This window comes from Chitinophaga polysaccharea, assembly GCF_007829335.1.
GTDB lineage: Bacteria > Bacteroidota > Bacteroidia > Chitinophagales > Chitinophagaceae > Chitinophaga > Chitinophaga polysaccharea_B.
Genome location: NZ_VIWO01000003.1, coordinates 261,819 through 277,554 on the forward strand (window position 1 = coordinate 261,819; position 15,736 = coordinate 277,554).

The 15,736-nt window shown below is 47.7% G+C and carries 16 protein-coding genes; 12 read left to right on the forward strand and 4 right to left on the reverse strand.

Features of this window, described 5'->3' with window-relative positions; translation table 11 throughout:
- The first annotated feature begins 10 nt into the window (after positions 1-10).
- Together FHW36_RS12710 and FHW36_RS31055 are read left to right on the forward strand one after the other, a co-directional pair.
- The gene (locus FHW36_RS12710) at positions 11-1,342 is read left to right on the forward strand and encodes a DEAD/DEAH box helicase (RefSeq protein WP_145668996.1); all 1,332 of its coding nucleotides are present in this window, start codon (positions 11-13) and stop codon (positions 1,340-1,342) included.
- A 326-nt stretch (positions 1,343-1,668) separates the two neighbouring features.
- Positions 1,669-1,872: a transposase gene (locus FHW36_RS31055; RefSeq protein WP_394349217.1), complete on the forward strand. Its 204-nt coding sequence runs from the start codon at positions 1,669-1,671 to the stop codon at positions 1,870-1,872.
- A 90-nt stretch (positions 1,873-1,962) separates the two neighbouring features.
- Here FHW36_RS31055 and FHW36_RS12720 read toward each other — a convergent pair whose 3' ends face one another.
- Positions 1,963-2,196 (reverse strand): LexA family protein, encoded by a 234-nt coding sequence (locus tag FHW36_RS12720; RefSeq protein WP_145669001.1) that lies wholly within the window; start codon positions 2,194-2,196, stop codon positions 1,963-1,965.
- 231 nt (positions 2,197-2,427) lie between these two features.
- Here FHW36_RS12720 and FHW36_RS12725 point away from each other — a divergent pair, with 231 nt between their 5' ends.
- The gene (locus tag FHW36_RS12725) at positions 2,428-2,754 is read left to right on the forward strand and encodes a hypothetical protein (RefSeq protein WP_145669004.1); all 327 of its coding nucleotides are present in this window, start codon (positions 2,428-2,430) and stop codon (positions 2,752-2,754) included.
- 4 nt (positions 2,755-2,758) lie between these two features.
- On the forward strand, positions 2,759-3,475 hold the full coding sequence (locus FHW36_RS12730; RefSeq protein ID WP_145669006.1) for a toxin: 717 nt from the start codon (positions 2,759-2,761) through the stop codon (positions 3,473-3,475).
- Between the two features lie 171 nt (positions 3,476-3,646).
- Here FHW36_RS12730 and FHW36_RS12735 read toward each other — a convergent pair whose 3' ends face one another.
- On the reverse strand, positions 3,647-4,000 hold the full coding sequence (locus FHW36_RS12735) for a hypothetical protein (protein WP_145669008.1): 354 nt from the start codon (positions 3,998-4,000) through the stop codon (positions 3,647-3,649).
- Positions 4,001-4,040: 40 nt separating this feature from the next.
- Here FHW36_RS12735 and FHW36_RS12740 point away from each other — a divergent pair, with 40 nt between their 5' ends.
- Positions 4,041-4,979, forward strand: a complete 939-nt coding sequence (locus FHW36_RS12740) for a helix-turn-helix domain-containing protein (protein ID WP_145669011.1) — start codon at positions 4,041-4,043, stop codon at positions 4,977-4,979.
- Between the two features lie 80 nt (positions 4,980-5,059).
- The gene (locus tag FHW36_RS12745; protein ID WP_145669014.1) at positions 5,060-5,779 is read left to right on the forward strand and encodes an SDR family oxidoreductase; all 720 of its coding nucleotides are present in this window, start codon (positions 5,060-5,062) and stop codon (positions 5,777-5,779) included.
- Positions 5,780-5,790: 11 nt separating this feature from the next.
- On the opposite strand, the gene FHW36_RS12750 is transcribed toward FHW36_RS12745, so the two are convergent.
- Both FHW36_RS12750 and pepE read right to left on the reverse strand, forming a co-directional pair.
- A complete protein-coding gene (locus FHW36_RS12750; RefSeq protein ID WP_145669017.1) occupies positions 5,791-6,384 on the reverse strand; it encodes a TetR/AcrR family transcriptional regulator in 594 nt (197 codons plus the stop codon).
- Between the two features lie 40 nt (positions 6,385-6,424).
- Positions 6,425-7,132, reverse strand: a complete 708-nt coding sequence (gene pepE / locus FHW36_RS12755) for a dipeptidase PepE (RefSeq protein WP_145669022.1) — start codon at positions 7,130-7,132, stop codon at positions 6,425-6,427.
- Positions 7,133-7,362: 230 nt separating this feature from the next.
- Between pepE and FHW36_RS12760 the strand changes: the two genes are divergently transcribed.
- The 6 genes from FHW36_RS12760 (at position 7,363) to FHW36_RS12785 (ending at position 15,476) form a co-directional block, all read left to right on the forward strand.
- Positions 7,363-8,898 (forward strand): alpha-N-arabinofuranosidase, encoded by a 1,536-nt coding sequence (locus FHW36_RS12760; protein WP_145669025.1) that lies wholly within the window; start codon positions 7,363-7,365, stop codon positions 8,896-8,898.
- Between the two features lie 81 nt (positions 8,899-8,979).
- Positions 8,980-10,653: a ribulokinase gene (locus FHW36_RS12765; protein WP_145669028.1), complete on the forward strand. Its 1,674-nt coding sequence runs from the start codon at positions 8,980-8,982 to the stop codon at positions 10,651-10,653.
- Positions 10,654-10,661: 8 nt separating this feature from the next.
- Positions 10,662-11,360: an L-ribulose-5-phosphate 4-epimerase gene (locus FHW36_RS12770; RefSeq protein ID WP_145669031.1), complete on the forward strand. Its 699-nt coding sequence runs from the start codon at positions 10,662-10,664 to the stop codon at positions 11,358-11,360.
- A 10-nt stretch (positions 11,361-11,370) separates the two neighbouring features.
- Complete coding sequence (gene araA, locus FHW36_RS12775; protein ID WP_145669034.1) at positions 11,371-12,855, forward strand: L-arabinose isomerase; 1,485 nt, start codon at positions 11,371-11,373, stop codon at positions 12,853-12,855.
- 137 nt (positions 12,856-12,992) lie between these two features.
- Positions 12,993-14,675 (forward strand): sodium:solute symporter family transporter, encoded by a 1,683-nt coding sequence (locus FHW36_RS12780; protein WP_145669037.1) that lies wholly within the window; start codon positions 12,993-12,995, stop codon positions 14,673-14,675.
- An 81-nt stretch (positions 14,676-14,756) separates the two neighbouring features.
- Complete coding sequence (locus FHW36_RS12785) at positions 14,757-15,476, forward strand: NUDIX hydrolase (protein WP_145669040.1); 720 nt, start codon at positions 14,757-14,759, stop codon at positions 15,474-15,476.
- Positions 15,477-15,736 lie beyond the last annotated feature (260 nt).

The window sequence follows — 15,736 nt, forward strand, 5'->3', positions numbered from 1 at the left end:
TTTTGCGCAAATGCAAAAAGAAAAGTACTCCGTAGGTAATATACTTACCAATCTTAAGATCGATTCACTCAACGACATGCAACATGCATCGGTAACGGCTAACCAACAACATGCCGATGTAATCCTGCTGTCGGCCACCGGTTCTGGTAAAACGCTGGCATTTTTACTGCCCATACTGGAAAGACTGGATCCTGCCAATAAAAATACCCAGGCCCTCATCGTAGTGCCCTCCCGGGAATTGGCCCTGCAAATAGAAAAAGTGTTCAAACAAATGGGCACCGGCTATAAAATTACGGCCTGCTATGGCGGCCATCTGCGGGAAACTGAAGAAAATAATCTCATTCAGCCCCCCGCAGTCATTGTAGGCACACCCGGACGACTGGGAGATCATATCCGTCGCGAAAATATTACGATCGCCGCCATTGAAACACTGGTGCTCGATGAATTTGATAAAACCCTGGAACTGGGTTTCCAGGAAGAAGTATCCTTCATCGTGGAATCGTTGCCCAATATCAAAAAGCGTATCCTCACCTCCGCCACAGAAGCCGTAGACATCCCGGCATTCCTGGTGCTGGACCAGCCGGCAAAACTGAACTTCCTGCCGGAAAACGGTACGCCGGCGGAAAGGCTCGCGATCAAACAGGTGTTATCACCGGAAAATGATAAGGTAGATACCCTCTTCCGCCTGATTTGCTACCTGGGCAACCGCTCTACCATTGTGTTTTGCAACCACCGCGAAGCCGTAGAGCGTACCAGCAAAATGCTGTCGGAGAAAAGTATCATCAATACCTTCTACCATGGCGCCATGGAGCAGCAGGAACGCGATGCCGCCCTCTGCAAATTCCGTAACGGGTCCGTAAACGTATTGGTCACCACTGATCTGGCCGCCCGTGGACTCGACATCCCCAATATCCGCTACATCGTTCACTTTCACCTGCCACATACGGAAGACAGCTGGACACACCGCAACGGTCGTACCGCCAGGATGGAAGCCAGTGGCACTGCTATCGTGATCCTTGCGCCCGAAGAAAAGCTGATGCCTTACCTGGCCGATGAAACCATCGAGACTATTGAGCTGCCTGAAACAGCGAAATTGCCGGAGAAACCTAAATGGACTACGCTGTTCATTGCCGCCGGCAAAAAGGATAAAGTAAATAAAGTAGATATCGTAGGCTTCCTCGCCAAACAAGCACACCTGAAAAAAGAAGATATCGGCTTAATTGAAGTGAAAGACTTCTTTTCATTTGTAGCCGTGGTAAAATCCAAAGTAGGACACGCCCTGGAACAAATTAAGAATGAAAAGATCAAGAATAAGAAAGTGAAGATTGATATAGCGAGATAATAACGCTTTATAGAATATCCAGATGAAATTTCTGTTTTTTTGGATTAAGGATCGTAAAATTATTCCTATGCAATTTCCTGGTGAAAATATTTTGGGTCAAGGTAATAAAGCTTATGTAAAATTAAGAGAAAGAATTTACGTGACGGTTTTGTCAGGGAATTGTGGAATAGAGGATTTAAAACCCAATACGCTATTAGATCAACAAATGATGGAGCGTCTATTGATGCGAATGAAAATCGTGATCATAGAATTTTTTCGGAGATGGCAATGATTCTGATTGAAGAAGCAAATCATTGTAAGTCGACCTTACGAACAATGTATTCGCAATAGATGCCACCGTCATGGATGTATGCCTGTCAGCATTCAGTTGGGCAAAATTCAGAACAACCCACCAAGGTGGTGTCAAAGTGCAGGTTCAATTAGACCTGAAAACGGCCATTCCGGAATTTATTCAAATAACTCCGGCATCGGTTCATGAGGTAAATATCCTGGATAATATCACATTTCAGCCTGATGTTTTTACGTCGTAGACCGCGGCTATATTGACTTTGGATGACATTGGGCAGAGACAACGGTGTTGGTCACTACACCCCATACCTGGAAATCGGCGTCTTCGCCGTTCAGGATGGGTTTATAAAATGGGCTTTCCGGGTGCATACCCAGTTGCGGCCGGCCTTTACCAGGCGCTTGATGGTAAACTCTCCGTCCAGTATCGCCACGATGATACTGCCGCTCTGAGGTCTTAGTGCGGGGTCTACCACCAGGCAGCCATCAGGCATATTGGCTCCATTTACGCGGATGGTATTAGCGAAGAGCAGCGGCAGGCTCATTTCACTCAACTTCATTGCTTCCATGCAACTATTGTTTATGTATTGCTAATATTTTTAGTGTATATCACACAAAAAAAGTCACGGTATCCATAATAAATAAGATTCTCGTGACTTTCTTTGATGAATGATATGTCGATACAGGTGTACTAATATTTTTAGTAAATTCTTGTCGGGCGATTTGTTATTTAGATGTTATAGGGCAGAAAATTTGTACCTTTATGATTGAGTTAACCTATAGTTCGTAAATTTAAAGTTATGGCTAAGAAAAGAAACAGCAGTGGCTTCTATCAGTCCCTTAAAGACAGGGCTGCATGGAGGAAGGTTGGAGAGATAACAGCTTATGAAGAGCACCTTCCGGCTGGTTTCTTCGATGTGGTTGGGCGCCGCGCCGCCAGCAACGCGATAAACGAGAACCGAGCCATGAAAATATCTATTACCAGTGTAAAAGATGGCTGGGTGGTGCGTGAAATGCCAGATGGCAGTCACCAGCAGATTTCACAAATCCTCGTGAAACCAAATAACCAGTACAAAGAACGCAAACTAGTAAAAGGCGCAGTTATCCATGTTGGAAAAAAAGGCTAAAAGAATGCGTGTTTTTGCTGGTCCCAACGGCTCCGGCAAAAGCACGATTATTAAGGAAATCCAGAAATTATATAAAACCGGTACTTACATCAATGCAGATGATATTGAAAAGGCCGCAAAGGAAAAAGGATTTGTTAACCTCGGAGATTATAATCTTGAAGCTGATACCGCAGATTTTAATATCTACCTTAAACACTCCACTTTACTGGCAAAGGCCAGGGAAGAGGGTTTTAATATTGACTTGAACCTGTCCAATAATGTGATTACCATAGGAGAAGATTCCAATAGCTATGAGGCAGCCCTGATATCTGAATATTTACGGAGATTATTGATCGCTAAAGGAGAGACTTTTTCCTTTGAAACTGTTATGTCGCACTTTTCTAAGCTGGACGTACTGAAAAGTGCACATGCCGCCGGATTTAAAAATTACCTGTATTTTATTTCCACAGAATCGGCAGATATCAATGTAAACCGGGTCAAGGAGCGGGTAGAGAAAGGAGGACACCCTGTAGACGAGCAAAAGATACGGGAACGATATATAAGATCTATGGATTTGGTGGCTGATATGCTGTCCTTTTGCCGTCGTTGTTTTTTCTTTGATAATTCATCAGATGCCTACCGGCTGGTGGCCGAAGTAATAGACGGAGAAACGCTTAAAATAGAAACAGACGATATCCCAACCTGGTTTGATGCTTATGTGTTGCAGAAACTTGGTGTGTAAATTTCTTTGATGGTTTTATGGGGAAAACTGCTGGTTAATTCAGAAATCCCAACCCTTTCGGCCGCTTTAATAAATAGGAAATCAAACATTTTTAAATGTTTCAAAATATTCCTCGCTTTTCTCAAAATATTTATCAGTACCTGGTTTTTATATTTGAATTTCAGTAACACGTTATTTCCCTTCCTGGTAATAAGACTGCGTAACCTCAATCACGCCCACAATATGATCATTAAACGCTTCCAGCTCCTCTGCCGGTACCCATAATTCGTTATGTATAGCGCCACCCACATTTTCCACCGGGTATCTTTCTAGGAAACGGCTATCCACCGCAAAGCGGGTTACAAAGCCGGAGCCGTATGCCGGAACATTCCATTCTACGGAAATCTGGATCGCATAAGCTTCGTTCATAACAGGATAAAAAATGGGTTGATCAGGTCTTCGGGGCGGGAATCTTTTCCAGCCCGACTGTTCTATTAATTTTAGTTCATCTGGTCCTACGGGGCGATATAAGGTGGTTAACTCCATTGCAGATAATTTGTCTAATTTTAGTGACGAATATAACATAATGGCTACGAATACCCAACTCCGCCGGCAAGACATCCCACAGTATGTATTGAATGATTTCCGGCATTTGCATCGGATGGAGCACGATATTTCCGATTTTGGTTACAGCAACCTGGATGCGGCCAGGCGTATACCAGGCTTTGAAATATACTCCAGCGAAGGATTGCGGCCGGCAGTAGGACCGCTGAAGTCCGACTTCTACCGGATCAGCATTACCCTGAGCGGTAGTGTGGATGTGCAGCTGGGGCTGGAGCTGTTTAGACACCGGCCCGGCACGTTGAGTTTTACCTTTCCCGGCCAGGTATTCAGTAAAGACAATATCAGCGCTGATACATTTGGTTATTATATTTTATTCAATGCCGACTTCCTGGAAGATATTATCCCGGCTGCCAGCATACCGGAGGAATTTCCTTTTTTCGACTATTCGGGCGTTCCCTTTATACAGCTGGAGGTTGCCCCCATTACAGCGGTAGCGGATTTTGTGAGAAAGATCAATGAAGAGCTGCAGCAGCACCGGTCCGGTTGCGAAAAGGCTATCCACATGTACCTGTACCTCTTATTGCTGGAAGTAAAGCGAAGTTATGTAGCACAGGGATTGGATACCACGGCTACGGATACACGTAATACCTACCTGGTGCCACGGTTCAAAAAGCTGGTGAGCCAGCATTTCCTAGCCAAGAGAAAGGTAGCGGATTATGCCACACTGTTGGGCGTTACCCCCAATCACCTAAACCGCACGGTAAAGGAAGTCACCGGCCATACCGCGTCGGAGGCAATTGCCGATATGCTGGTTCAGGAGGCCAAAGCGGCGCTGCGGTATACAGATACTTCTGTGGCGGAAATTTCGTGGCGACTGAATTTCAGTGACCCTGCCGGCTTTAACCGGTTTTTCCGGGAACAGACCGGGCAAACGCCGCTGGCGTTTCGTAAAAATGCATAATCTGGTTAATACAATGCATAATTGCGATAACAGTGCCCCGCCTTTTATGCCGCAACTTTGTGAGCATAAAAGTTAACGATATGTCTACCTCATTTGAAAGTAAGAAAGTAGTGATTGCCGGCGGTTCTTCCGGCATTGGATTAGCCACCGCAGCAACATTGGTACAACAACGGGCACAGGTAACCATTACTGGTCGCGATGCTGATAAACTAACCAGGGCAGCGGCGGCCCATCCCGGGTTACATACTGCCACGATGGATAGTTGTAACAGAACGGCACTGGATCAGTTTTTCCAGGCCCATGGGCCTATCGACCACCTGGTGATTGCGCTGAGTGGCGCCAAAGGAGCCGGTACTTTTGCCGGCTTGTCGCTGCAGGAACTGCGGGAAGGATTTGAAGGGAAGTTCTGGCCCCAGCTGAATACCTTACAGGCAGCTTTGCCCTATGTCAATAAAACAGGCAGTATTACCCTCATTACCGCGATATCCGCTATTACGCAGGCCCCTGGCGTATCCGGGCTGGCCGCTATCAATGGGGCGCTGGAGTTAATGATTCCTTCTATTGCCCGGGAAATACAACCCTTACGTATCAACGCTGTTTCACCCGGTGTGGTAAATACTGCCTGGTGGGATTTCCTGCCTGCAGAGGCTAAAGCAGCCACCTTTGAGCAGTTTGCCACACAAACACCGGTAGGCAGGGTGGGAGAGGCCGAAGAGGTAGCAGACAGTATCCTGTTCCTGATGCGGAACAGGAATATAACAGGAACGATTATACGTTGCGATGGAGGGTTGAGTTTGTAACAGGTAGGCGACTATGTATGCCGCAGGGATTTCATCACCTGTTGAAATACCTGCCGCAGCATTTCCATGGTAAGGGAAAAGGGCCTGCCCGACATGCTGGCATTATCAATATGAAACTTGACTAACGTGTAGAAGGCGCCATAGGCAATCGCCCAGAACACTTCTATGGGCAGGGAAATAATTTCTCCCCGGTCGATGGCATTTTGGGTAAACCGCTGCATGGCTGCCTTGAAGGCAAACTCCGGGGAACCGTCCTGTTTTTCAATCAGGGGAGAGTTCCGGAACTGTTCTGCAAAGCGGTAATGCAGCGGGTATTGCGTAATATACTGATAGCGGTTGTACCACTGCTGCCATAACCCGGTTTCAAAATCTACATCAGGATCAAATCCTTTCATGGTTTCTTCCACAAAAGTAGCGGTAGCAGTAGCATACAGTTGATTGAGGAGATCTTCCCGGTTCTTGAAATAGATATAGATCGTAGATACCGATATATTGGCCGCTTTGGCCAGTTTATGCATACTAAGTCCATCAAATCCTTCCTGGACAATCATTTCCATTGCCTTCTCCCGGATGGCCAATGCTTTATTTTCATCTTTAATACGCATAAAGACAAAGATAAAAGAATGATTGTTCTTTTTAGAATATTTATTGCAGGAAAGTCAGTGAACTTCCTGCTGGCAGCTCATAGGCTTCTTTGCCTGCTTCGAAGATGCGGGCAGACAGGGTGCCTTCCAGGGTGAGTTGCTTGCCCCTGGCGTAAATCCAGCTACCTTCCCGCAATCCCAGCACCGGGGTGGTATTTTGTGTATGGTATTCTTTGATCCTGGTTTCCCGGGTTTCGCCCATATGCTGGGAACCCTCGATGGGGTCCAGGTAATGTGGATTAAGATTGAAAGGAATGAGCCCCATGGTAGCAAAACTGGGCGGATATACAATCGGCATATCGTTGGTATTTTGCATAGACACGCCCCCGATGTTGCTGCCTGCGCTGCAACCCATGTAAACGGCGCCGGCTTTCACAGCTTCTCCCAGGATATTCATCAGGCCTTTTTCATGCAGCTGTTTTACCAGCAGGAAGGTGTTGCCTCCACCGGTAAAAAAACCATTCGCCCCCGCAATGGCGGCTCCCGGATCATCGAAAGTATGTAGCCCCCGCACTTTTATACCAATAGCCGCAAAAACTTCGGCCGCCCTGCTGGTATAGTCATCATGCGAAATCCCGCCCGGGCGGGCATATGGAATAAATATGATCTCGTCTATCCCTTCGTACAACACTTTCATGGCCGGTTGCAGGTAAGCCAGGTAAGTTTCCCCAAACAAGGTAGAAGTGCTTGCCAATATAAAATGTTTCATAGGACATAAAGGTACAGAAAAGCGGAAAGCAGAAAGCTATTGTGGCGGTTAACCAACGCGGTTTTTAGATATTCGCTCAGATCATTCGCTACAATAGCTTTCTGCTTTCTGCCTTCTGCTTTTCAAAAGATTTTTCTATTTTTAATTGTATGTATGACAATTATTTTGTTTTTTTGAATTCTCACAGGTTAGGCAAGAATGCCTGGCCCTGTTTTTTTAAAAGCCTCGTTATGAAAAAGCACTATCAGTATATCCGCACAGGTATTTTAGGAGTCCTGCTTTCCGCGGGGGCAGCATCTGCCCAGAACACGGTTACTTTTAAACCGGACGCGCCTACACAAACCATCAACCGTAATATTTATGGGCACTTCGCCGAACACCTGGGGAATTGTATCTATGGTGGGTTTTATGTGGGTGATACTTCTCATATCCCCAACGTAAGCGGGGTACGCAAAGATGTAATTGCCGCCCTGCGCAAAATGAAGATCCCCAACCTTCGCTGGCCGGGAGGATGTTTTGCAGATACCTACCACTGGAAAGACGGTATAGGCCCCAAAGATAAAAGACCCACCATCGTAAATACCTGGTGGGGCAATGTAACAGAAGATAATAGCTTTGGTACACACGACTTCCTCAACATGTGCGAAGAGCTGAACACGGAGCCTTATATCTCCGGTAACGTAGGAAGCGGTACCGTGCAGGAACTGACCGATTGGGTGCAGTATGCCAACTTCCCCGGCAAAAGCCCGATGTCGGACCTGCGCCAGCAAAATGGCCGCAAGGAACCCTGGAAGGTGCAATTTTGGGGAGTAGGCAATGAGGCCTGGGGATGCGGTGGTAACATGCGCCCTGAATATTACGCTGACCTCTACCGGAAGTACGCCACTTTTATGCAGGGAAACGTCTTCCGTATCGCTTCCGGCGCCAATGGCCCGGACTATAACTGGACAGAGGTGCTCATGAAAAATATTCCCCATCATTTGTTGCAGGGTATTGCCTTGCACCACTACTCCACGGTAGAATGGAGTAAAAAAGGCGATGCAGTAAATTTTAACGAACAGCAATATTTCGCGACCATGAAATCGGCGTTGTTTATGGACACCCTGGTTATTAAACACAGCGCTATCATGGATAAATACGATCCTGCCAAGAAAGTAGCCCTGGTGGTAGACGAATGGGGTGGATGGTATGATGTGGAAGGCGGTACCAATCCCGGCTTCCTGTTTCAGCAAAATACGATGCGCGATGCCATGATTGCCGGCGCTACACTCAATATCTTCAACAACCACTCCGACCGGGTACGCATGGCCAACCTGGCGCAGGCCATTAATGTGCTGCAATCCGTTATTCTCACTAAAGGAGATGTGATGGTATTAACGCCTACCTACCACGTCATGGAGATGTATAACGTTCACCAGGATGCCACCCTTATTCCCATCGCGTTACACAGCAATGACTACGTATATAAAAACGAGAAACTGCCGGCCGTTTCTGCCTCCGCTTCGAAAGATAAAAATGGCGTTACCCATATTTCACTGGTTAACATCGATGCACATAAAACGCAGGACATTACGCTGGATACACATGGACAGGGATATAAGTCCATCAGTGGCCGCATACTGGCTTCTGCCAAACTACAGGACTATAACAGCTTTACCAAACCAGATAATATCAAGCCGGCCGACTTTAAAGGCGCTACCCTGAAGAATAACCAGGTCAGCGTGAAATTACCTCCGTTCTCCGTAGTGGTACTGGAACTAAAGTAAAAAGGTCACCGGTCAATAAACGGGTGTAAACGCACCCGTAATTTTTATCTCTTTTAAATAAGTGTCAATATTACAATAAATATGAAGGCGTCATACGTAATAGGAGTAGACTATGGAACGGATTCTGTCCGGTCTATCATAGTAGATGTACAAAACGGGCAGGAAATAGCCGCATCGGTATTTTACTACCCCCGCTGGAAGGATGGTCTCTATTGTAACGCAGCGCAGAGCCGGTTCCGTCAGCATCCGCTGGATTATGTAGAAGGACTGGAAACAACTATCAAAGCCTGTCTGCAACAGGCCGGCAGCACCGTGGCCGCCAATATCAAAGCCATTTCCGTAGATACCACCGGCTCTACCCCGGTAGCGGTAGACGAAACCGGTACGCCGCTGGCACTCAACCCCGCTTTCCAGGACAATCCAAACGCCATGTTTGTATTGTGGAAAGATCATACCGCCCTGAAAGAAGCTGCTGCTATCAACGCTACCGCCTCCACTTTCGGGGAAAACTACCTCCGCTATGTAGGAGGCATCTATTCCTCTGAATGGTTCTGGGCTAAGCTCCTGCATATTCTCCGGGTAGACGAATCCGTGAGAAATGCTACGCATTCCTGGGTGGAGCACTGCGACTGGATCCCATTCCTGCTGTCGGGCGGAAAGCACGCCAGTGAGTTGAAACGGGGCATCTGCAGCGCAGGACATAAAGCCCTGTATGCCGCTGAATTTGGCGGGTTGCCGCCGGATAATTTTTTCACGACAATAGACCCACTGTTAAAGGGATTTACCCAACGGCTGTTTACAAAAACATATACTTCCAGTGAAGCCGCCGGTCACCTTTGCCCAGAATGGGCAGAAAGACTGGGGCTACCCACCAGCGTGGTGATTGGCATAGGCGCGTTTGATGCGCATATGGGCGCTGTAGGCGGACAAATTGAGCCTTATCACCTGAGCAAGGTAATGGGCACTTCTACCTGCGATATGCTGGTAGCACCTATGGGAGAAATGAAAGATAAGCTGGTGAAAGGCATCTGCGGGCAGGTGCCCGGATCGGTGATCCCCGGTATGATGGGCATGGAAGCAGGACAATCTGCTTTCGGTGATGCGTATGCCTGGTTTAGCAACGTACTGGCATGGCCGTTACAACAGCTGTTGCCGGGTTCTTCGCTTATAGATCCGGAGCTGGCTGCAAAGCTGGCAGCCGAAACCTCCGGCAGAATGATTGCCGAATTATCCAGACAGGCTGCCGGGATTGCCCCGGACGAGCACAGTGAGCTGGGCATCGACTGGTTGAACGGTCGCCGTACTCCCGACGCAGACCAATCCCTGAAAGGAAGTCTCACTGGACTCAACCTCGCCACCGATGCGCCGCGTATTTTCCGCTCTGTAGCAGAATCTACCTGCTTCGGCGCCAAAGCGATTGTAGAACGTTTCGAAAGAGAGGGCGTGCCGGTGAAAGGCCTTATCGGCATCGGCGGCGTGGCGAAGAAGTCGCCCTTCATCATGCAGATGATGGCCGATGTAATGAACATGCCGATCCGTATTCATCGCTCTGAACAAACCTGTGCGTTAGGCGCCGCTATGTTTGCCGCTACCGCCGCGGGGCTCTTTACCCGGGTAGAAGAAGCCATGGAAGCGATGGGACAGGGATTTGAAGTAACCTACCATCCGGATACCCAACGGGCCGGTATATACGAAAACAGGTATGGGAAATATAAAGCGTTGGGTGCTTTCACCGCAAATATCAACATCGATTAATTTATTGTATGCAACAGTATCAACATATCCGGCAGGCTGCCTACGAAGCCAATATGCAGCTGCCTGCACTGGGGCTGGTGATCTTCACCTTTGGCAATGTAAGTGCGGTAGACCGGCAACTGGGCGTATTTGCGATTAAGCCCAGCGGCGTGCCTTATGCGGAGTTGTCGCCCGACAAGATGGTCATCGTAGACTTTGACGGGAAAACAGTAGACGGCCGGTTGCGCCCTTCTTCTGATACCCTCACCCATGCAGTATTGTATAAGCATTGGGAGCATATCGGCGGTATTGTACATACCCACTCCACCTATGCCACCGCATGGGCGCAGAGTCAGCGCGATATCCCCATTTATGGCACCACGCACGCCGATCATAACACGGTAGACATCCCTTGTGCATCGCCCATGTCGGATGCCATGATTGCCGGTGATTATGAGTACCAGACTGGTTTCCAGATTATGGATACCCTCCGCGAACGTGGCCTCACGTACGAAGAAATTGAAATGATCCTGGTAGGGAACCATGCCCCTTTTACCTGGGGTAAAACTGCAGCCAAGGCCGTGTATAACAGCGCCGTACTGGAGTCTGTTGCCCAGATGGCGTACCTTACAGAGTCTATCAACAGCAATGCTCCCCGTCTGAAAGACGCACTGATAAAAAAACATTTTGAACGTAAACATGGCCCCAATTCCTATTATGGGCAATAAACCAAACAACATGACGAATCTGAAAAATTTTGAGATCTGGTTTGTAACCGGTAGCCAGCATTTATACGGAGAAGAAACACTGAAACAGGTAGCGGCACATAGCCAGGAGATAGCAGCTTCCCTCAATAACGATGCGCGTATACCCGTTACCGTAGTATACAAGCCTACCGTAAAAACACCGGATGAAATTTATGCCGTTTGCATGGAGGCCAATGCTGCTAAGAACTGTATCGGTATCGTGACCTGGATGCATACTTTTTCACCGGCTAAAATGTGGATCCGTGGCCTGAAAGCGCTGGCGAAGCCTATCTGCCACCTGCATACGCAGTTTAACCGCGATATTCCCTGGAAGGAAATAGATATGGACTTCATGAACCTGAACCAGAGCGCACATGGTGACCGGGAGTTTGGATTTATGATGAGCCGTATGCGCATGAACCGCAAAGTGATTACCGGTCACTGGCAAGACCCCGAAGTACTGGAAGAACTGGGTGGCTGGGCCCGGGTAGCCGCCGGCTGGAACGACTGGCAGGGCGCGCGTTTTGTACGCTTTGGCGACAATATGCGCTTTGTGGCAGTAACTGATGGCGATAAAGTAGAAGCAGAATCAAAACTGGGCTTTTCCTGCAATACGCATGGTATAGGCGACCTGGTAGCCGTGATCAATAGTATTGGAGATAGCGAAGTGAATGCCCTGGTGAAGGAATATGCCGGCACCTATACAATTTCTGCAGCGCTGCTGCAGGACGCAGCCCTGAAAGATGCAGCCAGGATAGAGCTGGGATTGAAGGCATTCCTGGAAGCAGGTAATTATAAAGGCTTTTCCGATACGTTTGAAGACTTACATGGCATGATCCAGCTGCCGGGTATTGCCGTACAACGGCTCATGAAGGCAGGTTATGGTTTTGCCGGTGAGGGCGACTGGAAAACAGCGGCACTGGTAAGAGCGATGAAGGTAATGGGTAGCGGGTTAGCCGGTGGTAACTCTTTTATGGAAGACTATACTTATCATTTTGACCCGGCCAACCCGATGGTACTGGGTTCACATATGCTGGAAATCTGCGAGTCGATTGCAGCCGGTAAACCTTCCTGTGAGAAACATCCGCTGGGAATAGGCGGTAAAGCCGATCCGGTGCGACTGGTATTCAATGCGGCCGCAGGTCCCGCTATCAACGCTTCCCTGGTGGATATGGGTAACCGTTTCCGTTTACTGGTAAATGAGGTAGAAGCGGTATTGCCGCCACAGGATCTGCCTAAACTGCCGGTAGCGAGAGTATTGTGGAAACCATATCCAGACATGAAGAAAGGCTGTACTGCCTGGATTCTGGCAGGAGGTGCCCACCATACCTGCTATAGCCAAAACCTTACCTCCGTGCATATGCAGGACTTTGCAGAAATGGCCGGAATAGAACTGGCGCTGATAGGTAAAGGTACCGATCTCCGCGAGTTTAAGAATGAGCTGCGCTGGAATGACGCCAGCTACCGGAGCTACTAAATGCGGGCGATGGGCAGCAGGTATTTGAATAATATAGAGATGTCTGCTGCCCTACCGCCGCTATATCAACCGATCTTTCAACACGCATAAGCCCAATGCTGATTGCCAACCGCTAAAAGGTACACAAATTACCCGTTATGAAAAATATACTTTCCATTGGCGATATCATCGTCTTTGTTATTTATTTCGTCATCGTTGCCACCTATGGTTATTGGATATACCGGAAGAAGAAAAAAGCGGCTACTGATACAAAAGACTTCTTCCTGGCCGAAGGGTCCCTCACCTGGTGGGCCATTGGCGCCTCCCTGATTGCCTCCAATATTTCGGCCGAACAGTTTATCGGCATGAGTGGCGATGGTTATTTTGTAGGAATAGCGGTAGCCGCCTATGAGTGGATCGCCGCCATTGCCCTCATCATTATCGCCGTCTGGTTTATTCCCATCTACCTGAAGAATAAAATTTATACCATGCCGCAATTCCTGAAAACGCGCTACAATGAAACAGTGGCGCTGATCATGGCAATTTTCTGGCTGTTCCTCTATGTGTTTGTTAACCTCACCTCCATTTTATACCTGGGCGCACTGGCCATCAATGGACTGCTGGGCGGCCAATACCTGCATATAGTGATGATTGCGCTGTCGGTTTTTGCGGTGATCATTACCCTGGGAGGTATGAAGGTTATCGGGTATACCGACGTGATACAGGTGGGAGTATTGATTATCGGTGGGTTGGCCACTACCTATATGGCATTGACCATGGTAAGCGAGAAATTTGGATTGGGACATGATGCGATTGCCGGCTTCGGCGCGCTGATGAAAGATGCGCCCGATCATTTTCATATGATCCTTGCCAAGCCGGATGCCTCCTCTTCCCAGGAATATATCAACAAATACCTGGTACTTCCCGGTATACTGATGTATGCAGCCGGGCAGTGGATTGTGAACCTCAACTATTGGGGTTGTAACCAGTATATCACCCAACGCGCGCTGGGCGCTAACCTGCAAACCGCCCGAAACGGGATTATGTTTGCCGGTCTGTTGAAAATTATGATGCCTATTATCGTCATGCTGCCCGGTATAGCAGCATACGTGTTACAGAAGAATGGCCATTTACCGGGACTGGAGAATAAAGATGGGGCATATGCCGCTATTCTCGGCTTTCTGCCTTCCGGCCTGAAAGGATTGTCGATAGCCGCTTTAACAGCAGCGATCGTAGCTTCCCTGGCAGGTAAGGCCAACAGTATCTCTACTATTTTTACCCTGGATATTTATCGTAAATACATCCGCCAGGATGCCTCGGAAGCCAAGCTGGTGTGGACCGGTCGCATTACAGTGGTAGCAGCCATGGTGCTGGCTATCCTGTTTACCTGGAATGATTTGCTGGGCATAGGCGGAGCTGGTGGGTTCACCTTCATCCAGAAATATACCGGCTTTATCAGCCCCGGTGTATTTGCCATGTTCCTGCTGGGTATGTTCTGGAAACGAACTACCGGCGCAGCAGCGGTGGCAGGTATTGTTACCGGTTTTACTCTTTGCGTGTTCTTCAACCAGTTTGCGCCGGCGGTGCTGGGACATGAAACGATTTTCTATACCGCTTACCCCAATGCTAAAGGCGGCTACGAAATTCCTTTCCTGATCTGTATGGGCCTGGCTTTCCTGTTTACCATGATCGTCATGATCGCCATCAGCCTCGCGGGCCCTAAGGTAAATCCGAAGGCATTTATATTCGACAAAGGTATGTTCAGGATCAGTCCTGCTACAACCGTGCTGATCGTTGTAACGTTACTGTTACTATCTGCTTTGTATATACGTTTCTGGTAACAGCTGTGGCGACTATCTTTTTTAGCCCCGTGTTTCGCGGGGCTAAACTTAATTTGTATTTTTATTGTTTAATCAATCGCTATGAAAAGATATTCGCAGCAAAGTCGCTTATTATTCGCTGTTGACTGTATTATTTTTGGATTTGACGGACAAGAGCTGAAATTGCTGCTGATACAAAGGGGCTTTGAGCCTTTCAAAGGACAATGGAGCCTGGTTGGTGGATTCGTACAGGAGAGTGAAAGCGCGGAGGATGCCGCCAGCAGGGTGTTGAAGGACCTGACCGGGCTGGATGGCATCTATATGGAACAACTGCATACATTTAGTTCCCCTTCCCGCGATACGGTAGAACGTACCGTATCGGTGGCTTATACCGCCCTGATTGATATACAAAAATATAAACAGCAGCTGAACGAAGATTTTCATGCCGTGTGGTTTCCTATCAACCATCACCCGGAACTGATCTTCGATCATAAACAGATGGTAGACCAGGCCAAGGAAAAGCTGCGGTATAAAGCTGCGCTGCATCCGCTGTTGCTGGAACTGCTGCCAGGTAAGTTTACCATTCCGCAATTGCAGCACCTTTATGAATCTGTTTATAACGCGGCCTTCGATAAGGGTAATTTCAGTCGTAAGATCCTGTCTACCAAATTGCTGGTAAAGCTGGCAGACAAAGATAAACTCAGCTCAAAAAAAGGCGCTTTTTACTACAAGATTGACCGTAAGAAGTATAACGCTAATTTCCATGCTTTCCTCAATTTCGTGCCGGATCCGCATGTATTGGCCGCTACAAACGGGGTGTAAGTGAAATATAAGTTTTTACGTGTTTGCTAAACAATTAAAAAACTTCCGTAACTTAGGCCCACGCAATGCAAGGGGATAGTGAACGTGTTCTTCGGAACACTTTTTTATACATTTTTTTATAATTGTTTATTTGACAATTAATAGAGATATTCAATTAATGACTGATATAAATTTTTAAAACACCGTATATGAAATGGACGACTGTATTTTTGCTATCGTCCCTTTTTTATTTTCATGGCCATTGGCCGCTACTCCGGAAG